Genomic DNA, 21,954 nt, shown 5'->3' on the forward strand with positions numbered 1-21,954 from the left:
GGTCACTGCATATATCTAGGGATGCTTTCACCCCTTGTCGCAATCTCTTTTTCATTGTTTCTGCGGCGGCGATAGCAAGCTCGAGAGGCATAAATAAGATTGTACTTGGACTGCTAAGCGAAGAGACAATGATCTTTCCAGACCAGAGTGATAGGTTTCTCAACGCGGCAAGCGCGGCGATCGAGGGGGCCTTGGGTGTGAGGATGGAGATTCTCACTCCATTGCGCGACTACAGAAAGAGCGATGTTCTGCGGTTAGCGTCTCAGCTGGGAGTAAAGTCATATTATTCCTGCCACGCGGGAACTGTCCCGCCGTGCGGTGAATGCATAGCGTGCAAAGAATACGAGGAGGTTTGATATGGGCGGTGGCTCCGGTGGCTCTTATACGCCAATTAATATCGACGCGATCACTGCAGCTGCCAATGAACGAATTCAGAATGCGTTCAAGGAAGAGCGCTCCATCCTGTTTGTCTGCAATTCAGACGACCGGGACGAGTTGCTGGGCCGCATTCAGAAGTCGGATGCTTTGAAGAAGCGACCCTTCGACATTTCGACGGAAGGAGACGCTGAGTTGGAGAAGAAAGTTGGGGGATCGTCCTTGGTGATCCTCTTCTCTAACAAGAGCGATGAACATTCGCATGTCAACAAAGCGATCGTTGCGGCAGCCGCGCAAAAGAAACAATCAATATACGTGAAAGGTGATTCGGTCGAAACCATACCGCAGTACGTGGCGCAATTTCGTGTTCGGACAGTGAGTTGGAGCGCATTGCTTGAAATATTAGCGTGAAACGACACCGCTGGTGCTAATATGTTGATCTAGCTAAGCGACTGTGGCTGCGGGAAGCCTTTCTGACGCGTAAGCCCACCCTTTGAGAACGCCCGGCCGTGGCGTATCCTCGCCCGGCTCGGGGATACACCACATGCGCACCAACACTCCAGACACCATCGCCTGTCTCGGCCTCGCCATCGGCGGCATCTTCGGCCTTGCCGGCACCTTTGTCGCCAGCGCTCCGCTCCGCGAATCCTTCTGGGCGATCGACGGCGTGGGACTCGTCGTCGCGACGGCCCTGCTCACCATGAAATACCAGCGTCTCGGCAATGATTGCGTCGCGGCGGGCTTCCTGACCTTCCTCGCCGGCGAAAGCTTGCTTTTATCAGGCAACGCGGCGGGGCTGGAGGCCAGCGTGCCTTCCTATGTCGGCGGCATTTCGCTCTGGGCGGCGGCCCTCATCATGGTCAGCGTGCCCTCGACCTTCGCGCTGTGGATGCGGTTCACCGCATTCGTCGCCGCCGCGCTGTTCTTCGCCTCTGTGGGCATGGTGCTGTGGGGCACGCCCTTGCTGCCGACCTCCTCGCCGCTGCCCGCCGCCGGCTATCCCTTCCTGGTGCTGACTTTTGTTGGGTGGATCTGGACGCTGCTGAGGGAGGGGCGGTAGCGCTGTCCGCCCGCCGTCAAAATCCGCGACAGGAAGGCGAGCGTCGGCGCTGCCCCTCATCTGGCTGCCGCCATCTTCTCCCCGTATAGGGACGGGGGGAAGGACGCTGTTGTCGCCGCTTTCGCCAATCGCAGACGTTGCAGGAAGGGCGCCGGCGTTGCGGCAGCCTCTCTCGCCCCGTTTACGGGGAGCCGGCAGGACAGTGAGGGGCGGCTCCGGCCTGCGATAGGTACGCGCTAGCCGGGCCTCTATCCTCAATCCTGACACGGTTTTGACTTCGTAGAGGGCGTCCCCCGCTCCGTCCCGGCTTCGCCGGGCCACCTTGCCGGGGCGAGCCACGGGTCTCGCCCGTCCTTCGGACCCCCCACTCCGTGGGGGCGAGGAACCCGGGAATGGCGAAGTCTCACCCCTCCAACCAAACCTTCTCAAAATGCTGCTCCAGCGCCTGGTGCTGCTCGCAGCCCTCCACGCCCTTGCGGTAGGTCCGGTAGACCGAGCGCCAGTAGGGCTGGATGATGATGCCGTTGTCGCGCAAATTCTTCTCGATGCCGGCCATGATCTCCTTGCGGGCCTTGGCGTCGGGGGTGGCGAGCGCCTTGTCCAGCAGCTCGTCGAATTCCTTGCTGGCATAGGCGCTTTCGTTCCAGGCGGCGCCGGATTTGTAGGCCAGCGCCAGCACCTGGACGCCGAGCGGGCGTCCCAGCCATTCGGTGCAGGAGAAGGGATATTTGCTCCAGTCGTTCCAGAAGGTCGCGGCGGGCAGCACGGTGCGCTTGATCTTGAGGCCGGCCTCGCGCATCTGCGCTGCGATCGCGTCGCCGGTGGTCTTCTGCCATTCGATGTCGACCGAGATGAGCTCGTATTCGTGGTCCGGCTTGCCGGACGCGGCGAGCAGCTTCTTGGCCTCCTCCACATCGCGCTTGGCCGGGCCGATATCGGCATATTCGGGGTGCATGGGGCCGACATGGTGGTTGTCGGCGGGCTTGCCGCGGCCGCCGAGGCCGAGCGCCAGCACGGCCGCATTGTCGACGGCGAGCTGGGCGGCGCGGCGCACCTTGATGTCGTCATAGGGCGCATTGCCGATGTTGAAGCGGGCGACGATGGTCGAGCCGGTGGCGATCTCGGAATTCTTCAGCCCCATCTTGTCGGTCTGCGAGACGGCGTCGGAGGCGGTTTCGTGGTCGGTGTCGATCTCGCCGGATTCGAAGGCCGACAGCATGGCGTTGGGGTCGGAGCCATAGTCGATCCACTGGATGCCATCGAGGTGGAATTCGCCCTTCCACCAGGGCTTGTCCTTGCGCTTCACCTCGGCACCGGTCTCGGCGTCCCATTTCACCAGCTCGCAGGGGCCTGTGGTGATGGCCAGCGCCTTCAGGGGATCGCCGTCGCCTTCATAGGAGCGGTGCATGATCAGCGCGGGATAGTCGGCCATGCCGGCGATCAGCGAAATGTCGGGCTTGGGCAGGTTCAGCTTGATCGTGTAGTCGTCGACCTTCTCGATGCCGCCATCGACCGCCTTCTTGGTGTCGGCATTGACCAGCGCGCCCATGCGCGCGGCGACCGAATTGCCGGCCACGCCCGCCTCGCACCAGCGGGTGAGGTTGTGGACGACATCGTCGGCGTTGAAAGCGTCGCCGTTCGACCAAGAAATGCCATTGCGCACATGCAGCGTCAGCGTCTTGGCGTCGTCGCTTATCTCCCATTTTTCCAACAGCCAGGGCTCGAAGGAAAAATCGGTGTTCCAGCGCACCAGATATTCGTTGCAGTGGCGGGCGACGTTGGACATTTCGACGCCGTCGAAGGTGCGCGGGTCCTTGAACCCCTTGACGTTCATGGCGACGCGCAGCGTGCCGCCCTTCTTCGGCTCGGCCGCGCGGGCAGGCGTCGGCGCGAGGCCGCCCAGGGCAAACGCGCCGGCGGCGCTGACGCCGAGACCGGCCATCAGCGCCAGATATTCGCGGCGGCTGATGCCGCCGGTCTTGAAATCCTCGGCGACGGGCTTGGCCTGCGGGTGCAGTTTGCGGTCGGTCAGCATGAATTTCATCGTCGTTCCCTTTGTCGTTGGTGCATGCCGCCCAAAAGTGCGGGGTTTTGGGACATGCACGGAAGCAGGCTCGTCCCGACGGAGCGCCGACGCGGGGGCGGCTGCACCCGCCGGGTTTGCCTGAGGCGGCGATGATAGGGCGGGGTGACGTTGCGGAGTGTTCTGGAATCCGCAGGAGTTGTGCGCTGCTCCGCAGCGAGGCCGTGGCCTGTGCGGCGATCCTGCCTTGGTGGCCGCTGAGTTCCGCTCCCTGGCCCGCGGTTTCGCGTTTCACCAGCGGCTTCCCCCACTCCGTCTCGGCTTTGCCGAGCCACCTCTCCCCCCTCCGGAGGGAGAGGAAGGGAACGCGCTTGGCGAGGTCGCGCCTTTCCTCTCCCCGTCGATCGGGGGAGAGGTGTCGAGCGAAGCTCGACGGAGTGGGGGTCGACCCATGGCTCGATCGTTGTATTTCAATCGACCAGCACCGTTAAGGTGACGCCTATGGGTGCTGTCCCACCAGCGTTGCCAAGGGTCACCAAGGCAACAAAAAACCCGGCTCAAGGCCGGGTTTTTCGGGGCATTCTGTAGATAAACCTCAGCTCACCTGAACCTTCGACGCGGCCTGGTCCTCGGCGATCTTCTGCTGGAACATCTGCGCGAAGTCGATCGGGTCGAGCATCAGCGGCGGGAAGCCGCCATTGCGGGTCGCCTCGGCGATGATCTGGCGGGCGAAGGGGAACAAGAGCCGCGGGCATTCGATGAACAGGATCGGCAGCATGTGCTCCTGCGGGAAGCCCGAAATGGCGAAGACGCCGCCATAGACCAGTTCGACGTTGAACAGCACTTCCTGGTCGAAGGAGGCCTTGGCGTTCAGCGTCAGGTTGACGTCGAACTGCTTGTCGGAAAGTGGGTTGGCGTTGACATTGACGTTGATGGCGATGCCGGGGGCCTTGTCGCGGCCGCGCAGCGAGTTCGGCGCGCCGGGGCTTTCGAAGGACAGGTCCTTCACATACTGGGCGAGCACGTTGAGCGACGGCTGCGTCGCGTTGCCGTTGCCGTTGGCTGCGCCGGTCGGCGCGTCATCATTGCTGGCCATGAGCCTTATATCCTTTTCCCCTGGGCAGCCGTGCTGACCGAATTGAAATCGGGCGTTCGCTACCATGGTCGGCATGACAAGACAAGGTTTGCCGCCTTCGGGCTCGTCTCGGCCGCGGTTGGGTGTGGAGAGATCATTGTCGGGGTCGGCGCAGCCCCTCATCAGGTTGCCCGTCCTCCGCAGCCGTTGCGGAAGGGCGCCCTTCCTCTCCCCCGATCGACGGGGGAGAGGTGTCGAGTGACGCTCGACGGAGTGGGGGTCGACCCTTCGGCGCAAGGCGAGGCAATGCCTGCGCCTTGGTCCCTTTTCAATATCCGGTCGCGGCGCCTGCCAGGTGGTTCCCCCACTCCGTCTCGGCTTCGCCGAGCCACCTCTCCCCCCTTCGGAGGGAGAGGAAAGGAGCCTGGCTGGAGCGGCGCTGGCCTCTCGGAACAGATCAGAACGCCGCACCCGCGACCTAATCGTCCTTGAGACGCCGCCACGGCGAATTGTGATCCGGGCCGCGCTTGAAATCGTCCTCGCGCGAATAGTCACCGTCGTCGAGGTCGATGACCCTGTCGCGCGACCGGCGAAAACCGCCGGCCGAGAAATCGGTGGCGACGACGATGCGGCCCTTGAACCGGCGCCAGGCAAGGTCGCGCACCGGCGGCAGGAACAAGAGCAGGCCGATAATGTCTGATATGAAACCCGGGATGATCAGAAGGATCGCGGCGACCACGATCATGGCGCCGTGGGCGAGATGGCGGCTGGGATCATGGCCGGCATCCATCTCGGCGCGCACCCGCGCCATGACGCCGAAACCCTGGTGCCTGAGCAAAAGCACGCCGGCGATGCTCGAGGCCAGCACCAGGCCGACCGTCGCCAGCGCGCCGACCTCACGGCCGACGATGACGAAACCGGCGATTTCCAGCAGCGGCAGAGCGAGAAGAAACAGGGGAAGCAGCGAAATGCGCAAGTCTTGCCAACCTTCCGGTCGTTGGTCGTTTCGATTGTTTTGGCCCTTGGCGGCCAATCGCCGCTGGCCCTGAGGCCGTTAGATAGGTATGCCTGCCTTTAATTTGAATGATTGCACCTTGCGTTCTATATGCTTTGAATGTTGAACGCTATGCGACCGCGGCCCTCTGGCCGGATGGTCCGGCCTACAGGCAGGGATTGATTGGCGGAAGATATGGGTTTCTTCGACTTCGGCACGATTTTCTTCCTGATCGCGGCGGTGGTGATCTTCTTCCAGCTGCGCAACGTGCTGGGCCGTCGGACCGGGAGCGAGCGGCCGCCCTTCGATCCCTACTCGGCGGCGCGCACCGAGAAGGATGCCACGCAGAAGCCTGAAAATGTCGTTTCGCTGCCGCGCAAGCGGCTGCCCGGCGAGCCGGCGCCGGCTGACGCCTATACGGCGATCGACGCCTTCGCCAAGCCCGACACCGATCTCAACAAGGGCCTGCGCGCGATCAAGGACAATGACCCGTCCTTCGACCCGAAGGGTTTCATCGACGGCGCCAAGATGGCCTATGAGATGATCGTCATGGCCTATGCCGACGGCGACCGCAAAACGCTGAAGAACCTCCTGTCGCGCGAGGTGTTCGACGGCTTCGTCGCCGCGATAGGCGAGCGCGAGGCGAAGTCGGAAAAGATCCAGTCCTCCTTCGTCGGCATCGACAAGGCCGACATCGTCTCGGCCGAGATGAAGGGCGGCGAGGCGCATGTCACGCTGCGCATCATCAGCGAGCTGATTTCGGCGACGCGCGACAAGGCCGGCACGGTCATCGACGGCGATCCGGAGACCGTGGCCGAGGTCAAGGATGTCTGGACCTTCGCCCGCGACACGCGCTCGCGCGATCCGAACTGGAAGCTCGTCGCCACCGAAGAAGAAGACTGAGCCCCGATGCATGTCGCCCAAAAGTGCGAAGCGGTTTTGGGACAACGACTTGCAGCAAAACCCAGACCCGAAGCGCGTCGCATGACACTCTTCAAACACGACGCGCTTTAAGGCGACGGGGCTCCGGTGTCGCTATCGCCTCTCTTCATCGAAAAATCCTTTGACGATCTGCCCGGCTGGGGCGATGACGACCTTGTGCCGGCCTTCGAGGCGTTTCGCCGCTCCGCCTTCCATGTGCCGGTAAAACCCTATCGCAGCGGCGCGCTCGGCGTCGATTTCGGCGCCTTCGCCGCGGCCTATGCGCAAGCGCGCATCGCGGCGCCCGCGAACCGGACGGAGGCGCGAACTTTCTTCGAGCGCCATTTTGTCCCGATGCTGGTCCGCGCCGAAAGCGGCGCCGGCCTCGTCACCGGCTTCTATGAGCCGCAGGTCGAGGCCTCGCCGGTGCGCACGGAGCGTTTCGTCGTGCCGCTGCTGTCGCGGCCGGCCGATCTCGTCGATGTCGACGATGCCAATCGGCCCGACGGGATGGATCCTTACCTCGCCTTCGCGCGCCGGACGGCGGGCGGACTGGCCGAGTATTTCGACCGTGGCGCGATCGAGCGCGGCGCGCTTGAGCGCCAAGGGCTTGAGATTGCCTGGCTGGCCGACAAGGTCGATGCCTTCTTCATCCACGTGCAAGGGGCCGCACGGCTCGCCATGACCGACGGCCGGCTGCGCCGCTTCACCTACGCCGCCAAGTCGGGCCAGCGTTTCACCGGCCCGGGCAAGATCTTGAGCGAGTTGGGCGAAATCCCGTTGGCCGAGGTGACGATGCAATCGATCCGCGCCTGGTTCAAGGCGCATCCGCAGCGCATCGACGAGATCCTGTGGCAGAACCGCTCCTACATCTTTTTCCGCGAGGCTGACGTCGAGGACGCCGCGCTCGGCCCGATCGCCGCCGCCAAGGTGCCGCTGACGCCGGGCCGCTCGGTCGCGGTCGACCGGCTTCTGCACACATTTGGCACGCCCTTCTACATCGACGCGCCGACGCTCACCGCCTTCGACGCAAGACCGTTCCGCCGGCTGATGATCGCGCAGGACACCGGCTCGGCCATCACCGGACCGGCGCGCGGCGACCTCTTCGCCGGCTCGGGCGATGCCGCCGGCGAGATCGCCGGCGTGGTGCGCAACGCCGCCGAATTCTATGCGCTGGTGCCGCGCGCGCTGGCCGGGGGCGCCAAATGAGCAAGCGTCCGGACAGGCTGAGCGAAGACGACCGGGTGCTGTGGAACCTGGTGGCGCGCACGGCCAAGCCGCTCAAGGGAAAAATCTCGGTCGACATGCCCGACATGGCCATCGAGGCCAAGCCGACGGCGCCGCCACCGGCCCAGCCCGCCGCCAGTGCGCCGGGCGCGGCGAAGCCGAAAGTCCAGCATGTCACGCACCGGCTCGACGAGCCGACGCTGGACAAACTGTCGAAGGGCCGGCTGCCGATCGAGGGCCGTGTCGACCTGCACGGCATGACGCAGGACGAGGCCTATTCGCTGCTGTTCTCGTTCCTGCACCGGGCGCATGCCGGCGGCATCCGCTATGTGCTGGTCATCACCGGCAAGGGGTCGTCCTCCGGCGGCGACGGCGTGCTGCGGCGCGCGGTGCCGGCCTGGCTGTCGACGCCGGCCTTCCGGCCGCTGGTCTCCAGCCACGACCATGCCGCCCGCAACCATGGCGGCGCCGGCGCGCTCTATATCAGGCTGCGGCGGGCGCGCTCATGAGGATCGGGAGGCCGGGCGCATGACGCCGTTCGGCGAAAGGCTGCGGGCGCTCAGGCGCGAGCGCGGCGTCAGCCAGAAGGACATGGCCGCGGCGATCGGCGTCAGTGCCGCCTATCTCTCGGCGCTTGAGCATGGCAGGCGCGGTGCGCCGACCTGGACGCTGATCCAGAAGATCATCGGCTATTTCAACATCATCTGGGACGATGCCGAGGAGCTGGCGCGGCTGGCCGAAGCCTCGCATCCGCGTGTGCGGCTCGATACGTCGGGCCTCAATCCCGCCGCCACCGAGCTCGCCAACCTGCTGGCCGAGAACATCGAGAAGCTCGACGAAGCGGAACTGCGCCGCATCACCGCCTCGATCCGCGCCGCGCTTGGCCGGCTGAAGTAACTGGTTTTACCTGAAGTTCGCGACGGCCTGCCGGAGCGCGAAACAGGGCCCGCCGACGGCCGCCGGCGGGCCACTGTTGCGGATCAGGGCTTGCCGGCCGTGCTGCCGTTGGGGTTGCCGCCCTTGGTGCCCGGGTTGCCGTGGTCGTGGCCATTGTGGTCGCCGCCCAGGCAGTCCGACGCGCCGGCAGTGCCGCAACAACGGCCGGCCCAGAGATCATTGAGGTTGGTGTGGACGCAGCTGACCGTCTGGTCGGCCTTCGCGGATCCGCCCAGGGCCGACACGGCAGCGACGGCGAGAAGGGTGTTACGCAGCAAAGCAGTCATTTGAAGTCTCCATGGTTGGGTTTCTGTCGTTCACGGCCGTGTGTCGCCGGGCGAACGGAAATGGTTCATGGAGAGGGATGGAAATTTTCCGGAGGGATGCGTGGTGGACCTCCACGCCTTCGTCATCCACGGGCGGAGCAGCCGCGCAGCGGCGTCGCGGAGACCCGAGGATCCATGCCGCGACCTGCGGACGCCGCAACGGCGCAGAATGTGGCGATGGCTCCATGAAGATGGCCGACGCCTGTTCCTGGGCCGCCGTGTTCTATGTTGGTGTCACGGCATGGATCCTAGGGTCTGCGCCGCGTCGCTGCGCTCCTTGCTCCGCCCGTGGATGACGAAGCGCTGGGGATGCGCAGCCCAACCAGGCAGCCGCAGCCGCTACTCCACCGAACCGACCAGCACCTGCTGGCCGCCGCGTATGGAAACCCAGCGGCCGGTATTGTCGATCGCCTGGCGCTTGAGGAAGTGGTAGCCGGTCTGGTCCCAGGCCTTGACCTTGTCGGTCAGATTGTCGAGCACGTAGTCGCCCTTGTCGGTGCGCACAGTCAGCACGGAATGGCCTTCGCCGTCGGGCTTGCGCACCACGGTGATGAGCAGATCGGCAAGCGAGATGCCCATGTGGGACAGCCGGCGGCGCTTTTCCAGAACATAGTCCTCGCAATCGCCGACGCCCTTGTCGGGATAGGCCCAGACCTCGTCCTTGCCGTAAATGTCCATATCGCTCATCGGCTCGACGGCGGCGTTGACCTTGGCGGTGATACCGGCGAGCTTGCGCATCAGCCCATTGGTCATTTTTGCCGGCGCCAGGTTGCTCGGACGGATCGAGCATTCGCCGGGGTGCTGCTTGCAGAAATCATAGTGGCCGATCGGCTGCGAGGTGATGCCCCCGGTCGCCATCGCTTCGGCAGCCAAGGCCGGCCAGCTTCCCGTTGCTGCCAGACCGGCCGCAGCCACGCACAAACGCAGCCTTCTCGCCATTGTTGAGGAATTCATTGTCCCCGCTCACCCTGTTGTTAACGAAACGTTAAGGGCGATTGACAGTCCGTGTCAATTACGACGACGGACTGATTTGCGGCATGGTTACCCGCGGGGAGGGGCAGCGTCCATTGTGCAACGGAATCGGCCCTGCGGCCGATTTTGTCCCGGAATGGCCTACCGTTTGGCGGTGCGGACCAGTTTCGGCTTCACCGCGACGCGGTTCTGGCGGCCATAGCTGGTGATGAAGTCGACGATGCGCGGCACGATTTCGGAGCGGAAGCGCGAGCCGTTGAAGACGCCGTAATGGCCGACCGCCGGCTGCATGTAATGCGCCTTCTTGTCGGCCGGAATGTTGACGCACAGATCCTGCGCCGCCTTGGTCTGGCCGAGGCCCGATATGTCGTCGTTCTCGCCCTCGACCGTGAACAAGGCGACGTTGCGGATATCAGACGGATCGATCCTGGTGCCGCGATGCATCATCTCGCCCTTGGGCAGGGCATGGCGCACGAACACGGTGTCGACGGTCTGCAGGTAGAATTCCGCCGTCAGGTCCATGACGGCCAGGTATTCGTCATAGAAGTCGCGGTGCTTCTCGGCATTGTCGCCGTCATGCTTCACAAGGTGCATGAAGAAGTCCTTGTGGGCGATGATGTGGCGGTCGAGGTTCATGCTCATGAAGCCGGACAGCTGCAGGAAGCCCGGATAGACCTCGCGGCCGAAGCCGGGCACCGGCCAGGGCGCGCGCATGACGACATTGTCGCGGAACCAGTCGATGCCCTTTTCCTCGGCCAGGAGATTGACCGCGGTCGGGTTGCGGCGCGTGTCGATCGGGCCGCCCATCAGCGTCATGGTCGAGGGCACGAAGGGATCGCCCTTCGCCTCCATCAGCGCCACCGCCGCCAGGACCGGCACGGAAGGCTGGCACACCGCCATCACATGGGTATCAGGCCCCAGCGCATGGAACATGTCGATGATATAGTCGATATAGTCGTCGAGATCGAAGCTGCCGTCGGCCAGCGGCACCATGCGGGCGTCGACCCAGTCGGTGATGTGGACATCGGCATGCGGCAGCATGGCTTCCACCGTGCCGCGCAGCAGCGTCGCATAGTGGCCCGACATCGGCGCCACGATCAGAAGCTTCGGATCCGGCTTGCGGCCGGCGGGCACGGCGCGCTCGAAGCGGACGAGGTTGCAGAACGGCTTCGACCAGACGGTCTTTTCGGTGACCTCGACGCTCTTCCAGTCGACGACGGTCTTGTCGAGGCCGAAAGCGGGCTTGCCGTAGCGGCGCGTGCTGCGCTCGAACAGCTCGGCGCCCGCCGCGACCGAACGGCCCCAGTGCGTGTGCGAGACGGGGTTCAGCGGGTTGGAATAGAACATCCGCACCGCATCGGCATAGAGCCGGGCCGGCTGCAGCGCCGCATGGTTCAATTCGTAAAGCTGGTAGAACATCGACAACCCCGCTGCTGCTGCGACCGAAGGGACGACGAGCAGCGCCGAGCCTCAAATGTCTCGTGGCGAGGTTAACAACTAATTGCTGCGATGCAATACGTCACGTGGCGTGACCAATGGTTCTTTCGTCCAAAGCGTTGCAAATCCGCCTGGAACGGCCGAGCCGGCTCAATGTGCAGTGCCGAAATGTGTAGGAAATGTGTCCGGCCCTGCCGCCGGACACAGGCAATTTTTACACGCGCGCCATGCAGACCGCCGTATGGCCGGAACCGATGAAGCCGAGCTGGCCGGCGGCGCCCTTCGACAGGTCGAGCACGCGACCCCGGATGAACGGGCCGCGATCGTTGATGCGCACGATGACGCTGCGGCCATTGTTCTGGTTGGTGACCCGCAATTTGGTGCCGAAAGGCAGCGTGCGGTGGGCGGCGGTCAATGCCGATGGGTTCATGCGCTCCCCCGATGCGGTGCGCGAGTGCAGCGCGTACCAGGAAGCACGGCCACACTGGCCGGCGGCGGCGGTTGCCGAAGTGGCCGAAGCACCGACCATCAGGCCAGCAGCGATCGTTACCGCGACAAGCGCGGTCTGGTTTAGGGTCTTCATATTTGAGGGATGGCTCCGTTTTTGACAGACCCCAGCCGTTAGGTGCCGAATAAGGCAGGAAATGCGGCAAGCATCTGTCCGTTCCGTGGCGAGATCACACGTTTGGAGTCGGAAGGTAACAGTCTGTCAGGGGTTTTCCGGCGCGATTTGATTCATTTTCGACGATCTTCGGCCCGATATGAGAGATCGCTTTGACAAGATATCGGATTAATATCCAAGTAGAATCCGGTATGATTGGGCTCATTCCTTTGGCTCTTTCATCACGGTCATGGCGCCGCGAACGATCGACTTGAAAAGCGAGATCCGTCAATGAGACTGACCAAAAATCTGCTGGCCTTGATTGTGCTGGCTATCGGTGCGGTGTGGGCGCTGCAAGGCATCGGCGTGATCGGCGGCAGCTTCATGACCGGCCAGCCGCAATGGCTTTACATCGGCCTCGTCGCCATGCTGCTCGGCCTGGCCGGGCTGGTATGGGCGAACCGGTAGGGCTTCGGTGAGAGGTCGACAAGGTTGGCGCCCTTCCTCTTCCTCCGGAGGGGGGAGAGGTGGCGCTGCGAAGCAGCGACGGAGTGGGGGAAGCCGGTTTTCAAATGCGCCGCCGCCAGCAATTCACCGCAGAGTTTTCAATCAGGACGAGGCATCGCCCGGCTTGAGATGACAACGGCGGAGCCAGGTCGACCCCCACTCCGTCTCGGCTTCGCCGAGCCACCTCTCCCCCGATCGACGGGGGAGAGGAAAGGCGTGAGCTTGCATAAGCTCGACGGAGCTGGGGAAGCCGCTCGTCGATGGCGCCGCAGCCGACAGCCCTAGAGCAATTCCAGGAAAAGTGTGAGCGGTTTTCCGTCCGGAATTGCGTCAAAACAAAGAGTTAGAGCGGTTCGCCGTTTCCATGAAACGGTGAAACGCTCTAGCCGAACAGCCGGTCCAGGATCGTGCCTTCGAGGCGGGCGAGCTCGGCCGAGCCGCGCCGGCGCGGCCTGGCCGCCGGCACCTCCAGGTCGAGCGCGATCCTGCCGGCGCTGATCACCACCACCCGGTCGGCGAGCGCGACCGCCTCGGCGACATCATGAGTTACCAGCACGGCGGTGAATTTCTGGGCGAGCCAGATGCGCTCCAGCAATTGCTGCATCTCGATGCGGGTCAGCGCGTCGAGCGCGCCGAGCGGCTCGTCGAGCGCCAGGATCTGCGGCTGGCCGACCAGCGCGCGGGCCAGCGCCACCCGCTGCTTCTGGCCGCCGGACAGCACCGAGGGCCATTCGTCGGCGCGGTCGGCCAGGCCAACCTCGCCCAGAATGTCGAGCGCGCGTTGCCTTGCGTCCTGGCCGGCAGCGATGCCGGTCAGCCCGACCTCGACATTTTTCACCACACTCGCCCAGGGCAGCAGGCGCGGCTCCTGGAACATGAAGCGCGTGCGGCTGTGGCCCGCTTCCTCGGCGCCCAGCGTCAGCGATCCCGATGTCGGCCGGTCGAGCCCGGCCAGCAGCCTGAGCAGCGTGCTCTTGCCGCAGCCGCTCTTGCCGATGACGGCGACGAACTGCCCGGCCGGCACGTCAAGGTCGATGCCGTCGAGCACGATCTTGTCGCCGAAGCGTTTTTCCACGCCGTTGAAGGCGAAGGCGCGCCGGCCTTCGACAGAAATCGCCGGGCGCGCCGGCGCTGGCGCGGCGACGAAGGAACGGACGGAGGTCAGGCTGGCGGCTGGCATCGAAACCTCATCCGTTCTGGAAGGCGGGATGCCAGCCGAGCGACAGCCGCTCGAGCAGGCGGGCGAGGCTGTCGGCGAGCTTGCCGAGCAGCGCGTAGATCAGAATCGACAGCACAACGACATCGATCAGCAGGAATTCGCGCGCCTGCATGGCCATGTAGCCGAGGCCGGAACTGGCCGAGATGGTCTCGGCGACGATCAGCGTCAGCCACATGATGCCGAGCGCATAGCGCAGGCCGACGAAGATCGCCGGCAGCGCGCCGGGCAGGATGACGCGGAAGAACAGGGCGCGCCGGTCCATGCCGTAGACGCGGCCCATCTCGACCAGCTGCGGATCGATGCTCTGTATGCCGAGCAGCGTGTTGACGTAGATCGGAAAGAACACGCCGAGCGCCACCAGGAACAGCTTTGCTTCCTCGTCGATGCCGAACCACAGGATGACGAGCGGGATCAGCGCCAGATGCGGGATGTTGCGGATCATCTGGAGCGTGGTGTCGGTCAGGCCGCGACTGAGCCGCGACAGGCCGTTGGCAAGGCCGAGCGCGAAGCCGATCGAACCGCCTATGGCAAAGCCGGCAAGCGCGCGCGCCGTCGAAACAGCGATGTTGCGGATCAGTTCACCCGAAAGCGTCAGCCGCCAGAAGGCCTCGGCGACAGCACTTGGCGCCGGCAGCACATTGGCCGGCACGACGCCCGCGCGCGATGCGGCTTCCCAGCCGGCGATCACCAGGACCGGCAGCACCCAGCCGATGGCATTTGCGTGGAGGCGCGCGGAAAAGCTCATGAGGAGGCCCGCAGGCGGGCGGCGCCATGGAAGCCGACCGAGAATTCGTTGGCGATGTCGCGATGCGCCCGCTGCCGCCTGGTGCCGAGCCCGAGGCGCGGGAACAAGAGCTCGGCGACGCGGTAGGCTTCCTCGAGATGCGGGTAGCCCGAGCCGATGATGGTGTCGATGCCGATCGCCTGGTATTCGCGGACGCGCTGCGTGACCTGCTCCGGCGTGCCGACCAGCGCGGTGCCGGCGCCGCCGCGCACCAGGCCGACGCCGGCCCACAGATTGGGCGAAACGACGAGCCTGTCGCGACGGCCGCCATGCAGCTCGGCCATGCGGCGCTGGCCGACCGAATCCATCTGGTTGAGGAAGCGGGCCTGCGCATTCTCGATCTGGGCATCGGTGACATGGCGGATCAGCCGGTCGGCGGCGCGCCAGGCTTCGTCCTCGGTTTCGCGCACGATGAAATGCAGCCGGATGCCGAAGCGCAGTTTCCTGCCGCGCAGCGCCGCCTTTTTGCGCGCCGAAGCGAGCTTCTCGGCCACCTGCGCCGGCGGCTCGCCCCAGGTCAGATACATGTCGACGAGGTCGGCGGCGAGATCCTGGCCGGCGTCGGACGATCCACCGAAATAGAGCGGCGGCCGCTCCTGCAGCGGCAGAAGGTCGAGGCGGCCGTTTTCGACGCGATAATATTTGCCGTCGAAATTGACGCGCTCGCCCGAGACGAGACCACGCCAGATGGTCAGGAATTCATGCGCCTGGGCATAGCGCTCATCATGCGGCAGGAAGACGCCGTCGCCGGCGAGCTCGGTCGGATTGCCGCCGACCACGACATTGAGCAGCAGGCGGCCATTGCTCAGCCGGTCGAGTGCCGCGGTCTGGCGCGCGGCGAAAGTCGGCAGCGTCACGCCGGGCCGCAGAGCGACGAGGAACTTCAGCTTTTCGGTCAGCGTCGCAAGGCCTGTCGCGGTGATCCAGGAATCCTCGCAATTCTGCCCGGTCGGCAGCAGCACGCCGGGGAAACCGAGCCTGTCGACCGCCTGCGCGATCTCCTTGAAATAGCCGAACTCCGGCGGCCGCTGCTGCTCCTCGGAACCGAGATAGGAGCCGTCGCCATGCGTCGGGATGAACCAGAAGAAATCGAGCGGGCTGGCTGGCGTGGTCATGTCTGGCGCGGTCACGGACAGATCTCCTGAAGATTACAGGCACAAACGGCAAAGGCGCCGGACGTTTCCGCCCGGCGCCGCACGAGAAACATCAGTTGCCCGGCGCGGTCCAGACGGCGTCCGAGATGCGGACCGCTTTCGGGATCAGGCCGAGCTTGTAGAAGCGGTCGGCGGTCGCCTGCTGGCCGGCGGTGATCTCGTCGGTGATCGGAAAGATGCCGAATTTGCTGCGGTTGGCGGCGATGGTCTGGGCGTCGAGCGGCACACCGGTCACCTCATGCAGCGCCGCGGCCACCTTGTCGCGGTTTTGGTCCGCCCATTTCGCCGCTTCGCCGAGAGCGGCGATGGTGGTGGTGATGATTTCGGGATGCGCCTTGGCGAAATCCTTGTTGGCGAGGAAATAGGTGTTGACCTTGAGCACTTCGCTGGAGCGGGCCAGCACGCGCGGCTGGTAGCGTGTTTCGGCAATGGCGAAGAACGGATCCCAGACCGCCCAGGCGTCGATCTGGTCGCTGGCGAAGGCGGCGGCCGCATCGGCGGGGCTGAGGTAAACCGGCGTGATCTGGTCCAAGGGAACGCCGGCTTTTTCCAGCGCGGCGACGAGCAGATTATGCGCAGAGGTGCCCTTGCCGACGCCGACGCGCTTGCCCTTGAGGTCGGCGACGGACTGGACCGGCGAGGCCGGCTTGACGAAGATCGCTTCGCCATCGCCATTGGACGGCAGTGCCGCCGCATAGACGATGTTGGCGCCGGCCGACTGGCCGAAGATCGGCGGTGCGTCGCCGGTCCAGCCGACGTCGATGGCGCCGACATTGAGCGCCTCGACCAGTGGCGGGCCGGCGGTGAATTCCACCCACTTGACGGTGACGCCCTTGTCGGCGAGCGCCTTCTCGATCACCTGCTGCTGCCGGGCGATCACCGGCAGGCCGGTCTTTTGATAGCCGATGTTGAACTGCTTCAGTTCCTGCGCGGCGGCGCCGAACGACAGACCGACGGTAGCGGCGAGCAGGCCGATGCCGAAAACGCGTCTCGTCAGATTGAAGCGCTCGGTCAGATTGAACATGATCCCTCTCCTTCGCTGCGGATCGGCGCCGGGAAACGTCCTCGCCGGTTGGATGAGCGGCAAGGCTAGGTAGTTCTATAAATTTAGTAGAGGAATGATTTTGCGAGTTGGCGCCGTGGTGCGGAAATATCTTCCACGGCAACCCGGCATTCGTCATTCGAGGGCGAGGCAAGGAGCGAGCGACGCCGCGCATGGATGACGAATGAAAAGGCTTTGGCCAGGACCGCGCCGGTCCCTAGATTGCTTTCACCAGCCGCAGCAGGCCCAGCATCTCGACATAGGTCCCCTTGCGGAAAGCGATGTAGACCGGCTCTTCCATGCCATGGAAGCGGCGCTTGAATGCCGCCTGGCCCTGCAGGTTGAACCTGCGGCGGTTGACCCATGGCGAAGAATAGGCGCGCTGAAAAGTGTTGCGCCAGAAATCGCTTTCGGCAAAACCGCTGGGGGTGACGTCGAGAAGCGGCGACAGGCCGAGCGTGACCACCGAAATGCCCTCTTCGCGAAACCGGTCGACGGCGAATTTGGTCAGGCCGATCTCGGCGTGCGGCGAGGCATCGATGTGCTTGCGCTTGAAGGCGGTGGTGTAGCCGATGACCTTCCCGTCGCGAAACAACGGATCGAAATCGAGCAGCGCGACGAGTTCACCATCGGGGCCATGCAGGACGAAGCGGCGCATGTCGGTGCCGAGCTGATCGTAGAATGGGCGGTTGAGAAAACCCATCTCCCAGCGCTTGACGATGCGGTCGCCGCGCCAGTTCTCGGACAGCCGGGCGATTTCGTCGAGGAATACCGTCCGCGTGTCTTCCTCGAACGAAAAGCCCTTCTTCAAGAGCCAGCGCTCGGAATAGCGCACGGTCTCGTTGCGCTTGCCTGAAAAGTCGTGTTGGGACAGGGCGAGGCGGGTGTCGATGCCCAGCCGGTTGACCTTGTAGCCGAGCCCGGCCAGCACGTGCGCGGTCTCCTCGCCAATCTGCACGAACCACGGGTCGCCGGCGGTCTCGACGAAGCGCCTGATATAGTCGGGCCGCCGGGCCGGCGCCGCCACCGGGTCGCCAAGCGCGAAATGATGCTTCATCTTGGTGCCGAAGGCGATGTAGCCGTCGGCGTCGCCAAAATAGGAAAGCTTGCGCTGTACGGCAGTCGAATAGGCGAGCGAGAAGTCGCCATGGCGGCGGACCATCGCCAGGCGTTCGACATGCGTCAACGCCTGGCGCTCGACCTTGGGCGAGGCACCCTCGAGGATTTTGTCGAAATAGATCCGCAAGGAGGGCATGGTCCGGATTCCGCGTGCCGTCTGCGGCGCGGCGTGCCTTTCGGCACGCCAGACGCGCCACGGCGCCTTGATTTTTCACGGGAAGCCGAAATCGCTGCGGTTTCGAATTCCTGCGTCGGTAACGAGATCCGCCAGCCCCTCGGAACTCGAATCAATCACATTGCCGCGACCTGATTATCGCCGATGCCGCTGATATGCCATATAGGGCTGCATGGTTTCGGACGGAAGCGGGGCATTCGGTTCCATGTCGTTGGTTTAGTCGCATTTGCGCGATGGGAGTTGTTTGCGCCCTGGCGCCGCAAGGCACTCGAGCGCACCGATCCGCTGTTTGGGTTTGCGCGCGATCAAACGGTTACAGCGTTCTGCGAGCGTGTAGGATGCGGCGGTTGAATGGATTTTGAGAGCGAATGGCTGATACGACAAGCAGACCGAAGGTGGAGCAGGTGGCGGTGGTCGAGCCGGCGATTGTCATCGGCGCCGGCGCCGCCGGACTGGCTGTCGCGCAGGCCCTGATGAAGGCTGGCGTGCCGGTGGCGATCCTGGAACAGGAGAGCCGGCTGGCCGAACCCTGGCATCGGCGGCACCAGCAGCTGCATCTCAACACCCATCGCGATCTCTCGGCGCTGCCCGGCCTCTCCTTTCCGGGAGGGACGCCAGCCTTTCCACCCAGGAATGTCGTCATCCGCCATATGAACGATTTCCGCGAGGCGAACCAGTTGCCGGTGGAGTTCGGCGTCGCCGTCGAGACACTCGTGTTCGGGGGCGACCATTGGGTGGTGCGCACCGGCGCCGGCTCGCGTCTGGCGCGTCATGTCATCGTCGCCACCGGCCGTGACAAGGAGCCCTTCACGCCGCAGTGGATGGGCATGCAGGCCTTTGCGGGCCGGATCATCCATTCGGCGGATTTTGGCGACGCCAAGTCCTATGCCGGCAAGAAGGTGCTGGTCGTCGGCGCCGGCAATTCGGGCTTCGATGCCCTCAATCATCTGGCCGGCGTGGATACGGCTTCTCTCTGGCTATCGGCCCGCAATGGCCCCGCGCTTCTGCCCAAGCGGATCGGCAAGATCGCCGTGCACCGGCTTTCGCCGCTCATGGCGCGCTTGCCGCTGCGCGTCGCCGATGCGGTGATGGCCGCGACGCAGCGCCTGGTTTTCGGCGATCTCACCAAATTCGGCATGCCGCCCGCGCCGTCGGGCGGCGCCAGCCGCCTGGCCTCGGATTACACGGCGATCGCCGCGGACGACGGCGCCGTCGACGCCATCAAGTCGGGCAAGATCACCGTGGTGCCGGCGATACGCGAATTCACCCGCGACGGGGTGATCCTGGCCAATGGCCGCCTGGTCGATCCCGATATCGTCATTGCCGCGACAGGCTACCGCACCGGCCTGGAACGCATGGTCGGCACTCTCGGCGTGCTCGACGCCAAGGGTGTCCCGCTCTTCAATGGCGATGAAGCCGACCCGAAACTGCCCGGCCTGTGGTTCACCGGCATGCGGCCGAGCATTCGTGGCTGCTTCGCCAATGCCGCCATTTTGGGCAAGGCGATCGCCAGGCGGATCGCCGGAGCCAGCCGCTAGAGCAATTCCAGGAAAAGTGTGAGCGCGTTCCCTCGGGAATTGCGTCAAAACAAAGAGCTCTGGCGACTTGGCGCCTCACGCCGATTTCGGCTCCAGCCGGCGGAAACCGACGGCTTGCACCAGCATCTCCTCGTCGACCATGCCGGCATTGTGGAGCGCGAGCAGGTTGAGGGCGATCTCGCGCGCTTCCGGCGAATCGGGTCGTGCTTCGCGCCGCAGGCAGGCTTCGTCAAAGACGCGCTGCAGCTTGGCGATGTCGCCGGGCTTGAGCAGGCCGCGATCATAGACTGACTTCGACATGGCGGTGATCTCCTGGGAACGACCTAGGGCGCCATCAGTAAATTGCCAATCTTTCCCGGAGCTTGAATAGATTCACGCCGAAGGAGGGGCGGTCACAAACCGAAGCCCTCCCTCGAGGTTCGCAGGCCTGATATCACACCGCGATTTTGCCGCCGCCTTGCCTGGTGATGGCGACGACCGACGGCCGCACCGGCATTTCGGGCTTGAAGTCCGGCCAGCGCGTCGACGGATCCTCATAGTAGGACGGCCGGCCAAAACCTTCCCAATCCTCGCCGCCATCGCCCGGATGCTGGACGGCGACGAAGGCGGTCTGGTCGTCAGGCGCAAACAGCGGGCCGCACATTTCCGCGCCGATCGGCACGCGGAAGAACAGTTTCGAGGTTGCCCGCGCGGCCCCCTCCGTGTCGACCGCCCACAGGCCATCGGTGCGGCCGGTGACCTTCGGGCCCTGGCCGTCGGTAGCGACCCACAGGCGCCCGGCCGAATCGACCGCGCAATTGTCGGGCATGCCGAACCAGCCATGGGCCGTCGTCGCCGTCGAGAAGGTGGCGCCGACATCGGCAACCGACGGATCGCCGCACTTCAAAAGCACTTCCCATTTGCCCTTGGCGGCCGTGAAATCGCCATCGGTCTCGGTGATCTCTATAATGTGGCCGAAGGCATTCTCGGCACGCGGATTGGCGGCATCGACCTGATCGGGCTTGCGCTTCGAATTGTTGGTCAGCATGACATAGACCTTGCCGTTGACACCATTGGGCTGGATGTCCTCTGGCCGGTCCATCTTGGTGGCGCCGAGCAGATCGGCGGCGCGCCGTGTCTCGATCAGCACGTCGGCCTGGCCGGCGAAGCCGTTCTCGGCGGTCAGCGGCCCTTGGCCGAAGACGATCGGCAGCCAGTCCACCGTGCCGCCCTCGGCGAATTTGGCGACATGCAGCGTGCCCTCGTCGAGCAGGTTCTTGTTGGCGGCATGGTCGTTAGCGCTGAACGTGCCCTTGGTGACGAATTTGTAGACATAGTCGAAGCGCTCGTCGTCGCCGAGATAGAAGACGACGCGGCCGTCCTTGGCGACGATGGATTCGGCGCCCTCATGCTTGAAGCGGCCCATGGCGGTGCGCTTCCTCGGCGTCGATGCCGGATCGTTGACGTCGACCTCGACGATCCAGCCGAAGCGATTGGGTTCGTTCGGCTCCTTGGCGAGGTTGAAGCGGTCGTAATGCGCGCCCCACTCATAGGCGCCTTCCGGAATGCCGAGCCGCTTGTAGTTGGCGGCTTCCTTGTGGCCCTCGGGCAATTCGCCGGAGAAATAGCCGTGGATGTTCTCCTCGGCCATCACATAGGTGCCCCAAGGGGTGACGCCGCCGGCGCAGTTGTTGAAAGTGCCGAACACTTTCGTGCCGGACGGGTCGGCATTGGTCTTGACGCGGTCATGGCCGGCGACCGGGCCCGACAGCGCCATCTCGGTGGTGGCGGTGATGCGGCGGTTGAGCTTGCCGTCGCGCACCACTTGCCATTTGCCGCCCTCCTTGCGGATCTCGACGATGGTGCCGCCATGCGCCGCCATCTCGACATCGACCTGCTCCTTCGCGAGCGGCGCCACCTCGGCCTTCTTCTTCCCGTCCTTCTCGACGATCGCAACGATGCCCGGAAACATCAGATGCGGATTGGTGTATTCGTGGTTGACGACGAGCAGGCCGTGTTCGGCCGAGCCGTCGATCGCGACGTAGCCGACATAGTCGTTGTTGTAGCCGAACTGCCTGGCCTGCGCCTCGGCCGACTGTTTCGTCGGGTCGAACTCCGGCGAATCCGCAAACAGCGGATCGCCCCAGCGCAACAGCACGTCGGCGTCGTAGCCCGGCGCGACATGATGCCTGTCGTCGATGCCGGCCTCGAGCTCGTCGAATGTGAAGGCGGAGCCTTCCGCGGCGCGGGCATCGTCGGCGGCGATCATGGCCAGCGGGCCGACCGTCGCGGCGATCGCCGAGACGGCGAGCGATCCCTTCAGGAATCCCCGGCGCGAGAAGCGCGCGGCGATGATCTCACCCATGGTGCGGTTGTCGGTGGGATTGGTGGCCGGTCCTTCGTTTTCCTCGAGCAGGCTGGTGCGGAATCGGGCGTCAGGGGAGCGATGTTCGGTCACGAAAGGCCTCTGGCTTTGGAGTGGCTGGAGCT

Annotated in this window: 22 protein-coding genes; 8 read left to right on the forward strand and 14 right to left on the reverse strand. The window is 64.5% G+C overall.

Features of this window, described 5'->3' with window-relative positions; genetic code table 11:
- Window positions 1-357 precede the first annotated feature (357 nt).
- Window positions 358-786 (forward strand): hypothetical protein, encoded by a 429-nt coding sequence (locus CK227_RS30765; RefSeq protein WP_095775640.1) that lies wholly within the window; start codon window positions 358-360, stop codon window positions 784-786.
- Between the two features lie 133 nt (window positions 787-919).
- Window positions 920-1,435, forward strand: coding sequence for a hypothetical protein (locus CK227_RS36945; RefSeq protein ID WP_179296560.1), 516 nt, complete (start codon window positions 920-922; stop codon window positions 1,433-1,435).
- Between the two features lie 403 nt (window positions 1,436-1,838).
- Here CK227_RS36945 and CK227_RS30780 read toward each other — a convergent pair whose 3' ends face one another.
- The 3 genes from CK227_RS30780 to CK227_RS30790 form a co-directional block, all read right to left on the reverse strand.
- Entirely contained in the window at window positions 1,839-3,479 is a 1,641-nt protein-coding gene (locus CK227_RS30780) for an ABC transporter substrate-binding protein (RefSeq protein ID WP_095775641.1), read from the reverse strand.
- A gap of 574 nt (window positions 3,480-4,053) precedes the next feature.
- The gene (gene secB, locus CK227_RS30785) at window positions 4,054-4,554 is read right to left on the reverse strand and encodes a protein-export chaperone SecB (protein WP_095775642.1); all 501 of its coding nucleotides are present in this window, start codon (window positions 4,552-4,554) and stop codon (window positions 4,054-4,056) included.
- 457 nt (window positions 4,555-5,011) lie between these two features.
- Window positions 5,012-5,509 (reverse strand): FxsA family protein, encoded by a 498-nt coding sequence (locus CK227_RS30790; protein ID WP_095775643.1) that lies wholly within the window; start codon window positions 5,507-5,509, stop codon window positions 5,012-5,014.
- 213 nt (window positions 5,510-5,722) lie between these two features.
- On the opposite strand from CK227_RS30790, the gene CK227_RS30795 reads away from it, so the two are divergent.
- The 4 genes from CK227_RS30795 (at window position 5,723) to CK227_RS30810 (ending at window position 8,572) form a co-directional block, all read left to right on the forward strand.
- On the forward strand, window positions 5,723-6,430 hold the full coding sequence (locus CK227_RS30795) for a Tim44/TimA family putative adaptor protein (protein ID WP_095775644.1): 708 nt from the start codon (window positions 5,723-5,725) through the stop codon (window positions 6,428-6,430).
- A 126-nt stretch (window positions 6,431-6,556) separates the two neighbouring features.
- Window positions 6,557-7,657, forward strand: coding sequence for a murein transglycosylase A (locus CK227_RS30800; RefSeq protein WP_095775645.1), 1,101 nt, complete (start codon window positions 6,557-6,559; stop codon window positions 7,655-7,657).
- The gene (locus tag CK227_RS30805; RefSeq protein WP_095775646.1) at window positions 7,654-8,184 is read left to right on the forward strand and encodes a Smr/MutS family protein; all 531 of its coding nucleotides are present in this window, start codon (window positions 7,654-7,656) and stop codon (window positions 8,182-8,184) included. Before CK227_RS30800 ends, CK227_RS30805 begins: the two co-directional genes overlap by 4 nt.
- A gap of 19 nt (window positions 8,185-8,203) precedes the next feature.
- Window positions 8,204-8,572 (forward strand): helix-turn-helix domain-containing protein, encoded by a 369-nt coding sequence (locus tag CK227_RS30810; RefSeq protein WP_019862229.1) that lies wholly within the window; start codon window positions 8,204-8,206, stop codon window positions 8,570-8,572.
- 83 nt (window positions 8,573-8,655) lie between these two features.
- Here CK227_RS30810 and CK227_RS30815 read toward each other — a convergent pair whose 3' ends face one another.
- The 4 genes from CK227_RS30815 to CK227_RS30830 all read right to left on the reverse strand — a co-directional run bounded on the left by CK227_RS30815 (window position 8,656) and on the right by CK227_RS30830 (window position 11,929).
- Window positions 8,656-8,898: a hypothetical protein gene (locus CK227_RS30815; protein ID WP_095775647.1), complete on the reverse strand. Its 243-nt coding sequence runs from the start codon at window positions 8,896-8,898 to the stop codon at window positions 8,656-8,658.
- A gap of 378 nt (window positions 8,899-9,276) precedes the next feature.
- Complete coding sequence (locus CK227_RS30820; RefSeq protein WP_095775648.1) at window positions 9,277-9,891, reverse strand: transglutaminase-like cysteine peptidase; 615 nt, start codon at window positions 9,889-9,891, stop codon at window positions 9,277-9,279.
- 159 nt (window positions 9,892-10,050) lie between these two features.
- The gene (locus CK227_RS30825; protein ID WP_095775649.1) at window positions 10,051-11,328 is read right to left on the reverse strand and encodes a polyhydroxyalkanoate depolymerase; all 1,278 of its coding nucleotides are present in this window, start codon (window positions 11,326-11,328) and stop codon (window positions 10,051-10,053) included.
- Window positions 11,329-11,560: 232 nt separating this feature from the next.
- On the reverse strand, window positions 11,561-11,929 hold the full coding sequence (locus CK227_RS30830) for a septal ring lytic transglycosylase RlpA family protein (protein WP_095775650.1): 369 nt from the start codon (window positions 11,927-11,929) through the stop codon (window positions 11,561-11,563).
- A gap of 309 nt (window positions 11,930-12,238) precedes the next feature.
- Here CK227_RS30830 and CK227_RS36950 point away from each other — a divergent pair, with 309 nt between their 5' ends.
- On the forward strand, window positions 12,239-12,415 hold the full coding sequence (locus tag CK227_RS36950; RefSeq protein ID WP_179295950.1) for a hypothetical protein: 177 nt from the start codon (window positions 12,239-12,241) through the stop codon (window positions 12,413-12,415).
- A 421-nt stretch (window positions 12,416-12,836) separates the two neighbouring features.
- On the opposite strand, the gene CK227_RS30835 is transcribed toward CK227_RS36950, so the two are convergent.
- The 5 genes from CK227_RS30835 to CK227_RS30855 form a co-directional block, all read right to left on the reverse strand.
- Window positions 12,837-13,634, reverse strand: coding sequence for an ATP-binding cassette domain-containing protein (locus tag CK227_RS30835; RefSeq protein WP_095775651.1), 798 nt, complete (start codon window positions 13,632-13,634; stop codon window positions 12,837-12,839).
- A gap of 7 nt (window positions 13,635-13,641) precedes the next feature.
- A complete protein-coding gene (locus CK227_RS30840; protein ID WP_095775652.1) occupies window positions 13,642-14,418 on the reverse strand; it encodes an ABC transporter permease subunit in 777 nt (258 codons plus the stop codon).
- The gene (ssuD, locus tag CK227_RS30845) at window positions 14,415-15,572 is read right to left on the reverse strand and encodes an FMNH2-dependent alkanesulfonate monooxygenase (protein ID WP_179296562.1); all 1,158 of its coding nucleotides are present in this window, start codon (window positions 15,570-15,572) and stop codon (window positions 14,415-14,417) included. The genes CK227_RS30840 and ssuD overlap by 4 nt, the downstream gene beginning before the upstream one ends.
- Before the next feature lie 91 nt (window positions 15,573-15,663).
- On the reverse strand, window positions 15,664-16,635 hold the full coding sequence (locus CK227_RS30850; protein ID WP_095775654.1) for a sulfonate ABC transporter substrate-binding protein: 972 nt from the start codon (window positions 16,633-16,635) through the stop codon (window positions 15,664-15,666).
- A 235-nt stretch (window positions 16,636-16,870) separates the two neighbouring features.
- Window positions 16,871-17,908 (reverse strand): phosphatidylglycerol lysyltransferase domain-containing protein, encoded by a 1,038-nt coding sequence (locus CK227_RS30855; protein ID WP_095775655.1) that lies wholly within the window; start codon window positions 17,906-17,908, stop codon window positions 16,871-16,873.
- 407 nt (window positions 17,909-18,315) lie between these two features.
- Between CK227_RS30855 and CK227_RS30860 the strand changes: the two genes are divergently transcribed.
- On the forward strand, window positions 18,316-19,485 hold the full coding sequence (locus CK227_RS30860) for an NAD(P)/FAD-dependent oxidoreductase (protein ID WP_095775656.1): 1,170 nt from the start codon (window positions 18,316-18,318) through the stop codon (window positions 19,483-19,485).
- A 75-nt stretch (window positions 19,486-19,560) separates the two neighbouring features.
- On the opposite strand, the gene CK227_RS30865 is transcribed toward CK227_RS30860, so the two are convergent.
- Window positions 19,561-19,785: a hypothetical protein gene (locus CK227_RS30865; RefSeq protein ID WP_095775657.1), complete on the reverse strand. Its 225-nt coding sequence runs from the start codon at window positions 19,783-19,785 to the stop codon at window positions 19,561-19,563.
- A gap of 133 nt (window positions 19,786-19,918) precedes the next feature.
- The gene (locus CK227_RS30870) at window positions 19,919-21,922 is read right to left on the reverse strand and encodes a PhoX family phosphatase (RefSeq protein WP_095775658.1); all 2,004 of its coding nucleotides are present in this window, start codon (window positions 21,920-21,922) and stop codon (window positions 19,919-19,921) included.
- Window positions 21,923-21,954 lie beyond the last annotated feature (32 nt).

It is taken from the genome of Mesorhizobium sp. WSM4308, assembly GCF_002294905.1.
Lineage (GTDB): Bacteria > Pseudomonadota > Alphaproteobacteria > Rhizobiales > Rhizobiaceae > Mesorhizobium.

Coding starts and splice junctions, on each gene's coding strand:
- CK227_RS30765 (WP_095775640.1), top strand. CDS start 358: ATGGGCGGTGGCTCCGGTGGCTCTTATACGCCAATTAATATCGACGCG.
- CK227_RS36945 (WP_179296560.1), top strand. CDS start 920: ATGCGCACCAACACTCCAGACACCATCGCCTGTCTCGGCCTCGCCATC.
- CK227_RS30780 (WP_095775641.1), bottom strand. CDS start 3,479: ATGAAATTCATGCTGACCGACCGCAAACTGCACCCGCAGGCCAAGCCC.
- secB (WP_095775642.1), bottom strand. CDS start 4,554: ATGGCCAGCAATGATGACGCGCCGACCGGCGCAGCCAACGGCAACGGC.
- CK227_RS30795 (WP_095775644.1), top strand. CDS start 5,723: ATGGGTTTCTTCGACTTCGGCACGATTTTCTTCCTGATCGCGGCGGTG.
- CK227_RS30805 (WP_095775646.1), top strand. CDS start 7,654: ATGAGCAAGCGTCCGGACAGGCTGAGCGAAGACGACCGGGTGCTGTGG.
- CK227_RS30810 (WP_019862229.1), top strand. CDS start 8,204: ATGACGCCGTTCGGCGAAAGGCTGCGGGCGCTCAGGCGCGAGCGCGGC.
- CK227_RS30815 (WP_095775647.1), bottom strand. CDS start 8,898: ATGACTGCTTTGCTGCGTAACACCCTTCTCGCCGTCGCTGCCGTGTCG.
- CK227_RS30820 (WP_095775648.1), bottom strand. CDS start 9,891: ATGAATTCCTCAACAATGGCGAGAAGGCTGCGTTTGTGCGTGGCTGCG.
- CK227_RS30825 (WP_095775649.1), bottom strand. CDS start 11,328: ATGTTCTACCAGCTTTACGAATTGAACCATGCGGCGCTGCAGCCGGCC.
- CK227_RS30830 (WP_095775650.1), bottom strand. CDS start 11,929: ATGAAGACCCTAAACCAGACCGCGCTTGTCGCGGTAACGATCGCTGCT.
- CK227_RS36950 (WP_179295950.1), top strand. CDS start 12,239: ATGAGACTGACCAAAAATCTGCTGGCCTTGATTGTGCTGGCTATCGGT.
- CK227_RS30835 (WP_095775651.1), bottom strand. CDS start 13,634: ATGCCAGCCGCCAGCCTGACCTCCGTCCGTTCCTTCGTCGCCGCGCCA.
- CK227_RS30840 (WP_095775652.1), bottom strand. CDS start 14,418: ATGAGCTTTTCCGCGCGCCTCCACGCAAATGCCATCGGCTGGGTGCTG.
- ssuD (WP_179296562.1), bottom strand. CDS start 15,572: ATGACCACGCCAGCCAGCCCGCTCGATTTCTTCTGGTTCATCCCGACG.
- CK227_RS30850 (WP_095775654.1), bottom strand. CDS start 16,635: ATGTTCAATCTGACCGAGCGCTTCAATCTGACGAGACGCGTTTTCGGC.
- CK227_RS30855 (WP_095775655.1), bottom strand. CDS start 17,908: ATGCCCTCCTTGCGGATCTATTTCGACAAAATCCTCGAGGGTGCCTCG.
- CK227_RS30860 (WP_095775656.1), top strand. CDS start 18,316: ATGGCTGATACGACAAGCAGACCGAAGGTGGAGCAGGTGGCGGTGGTC.
- CK227_RS30865 (WP_095775657.1), bottom strand. CDS start 19,785: ATGTCGAAGTCAGTCTATGATCGCGGCCTGCTCAAGCCCGGCGACATC.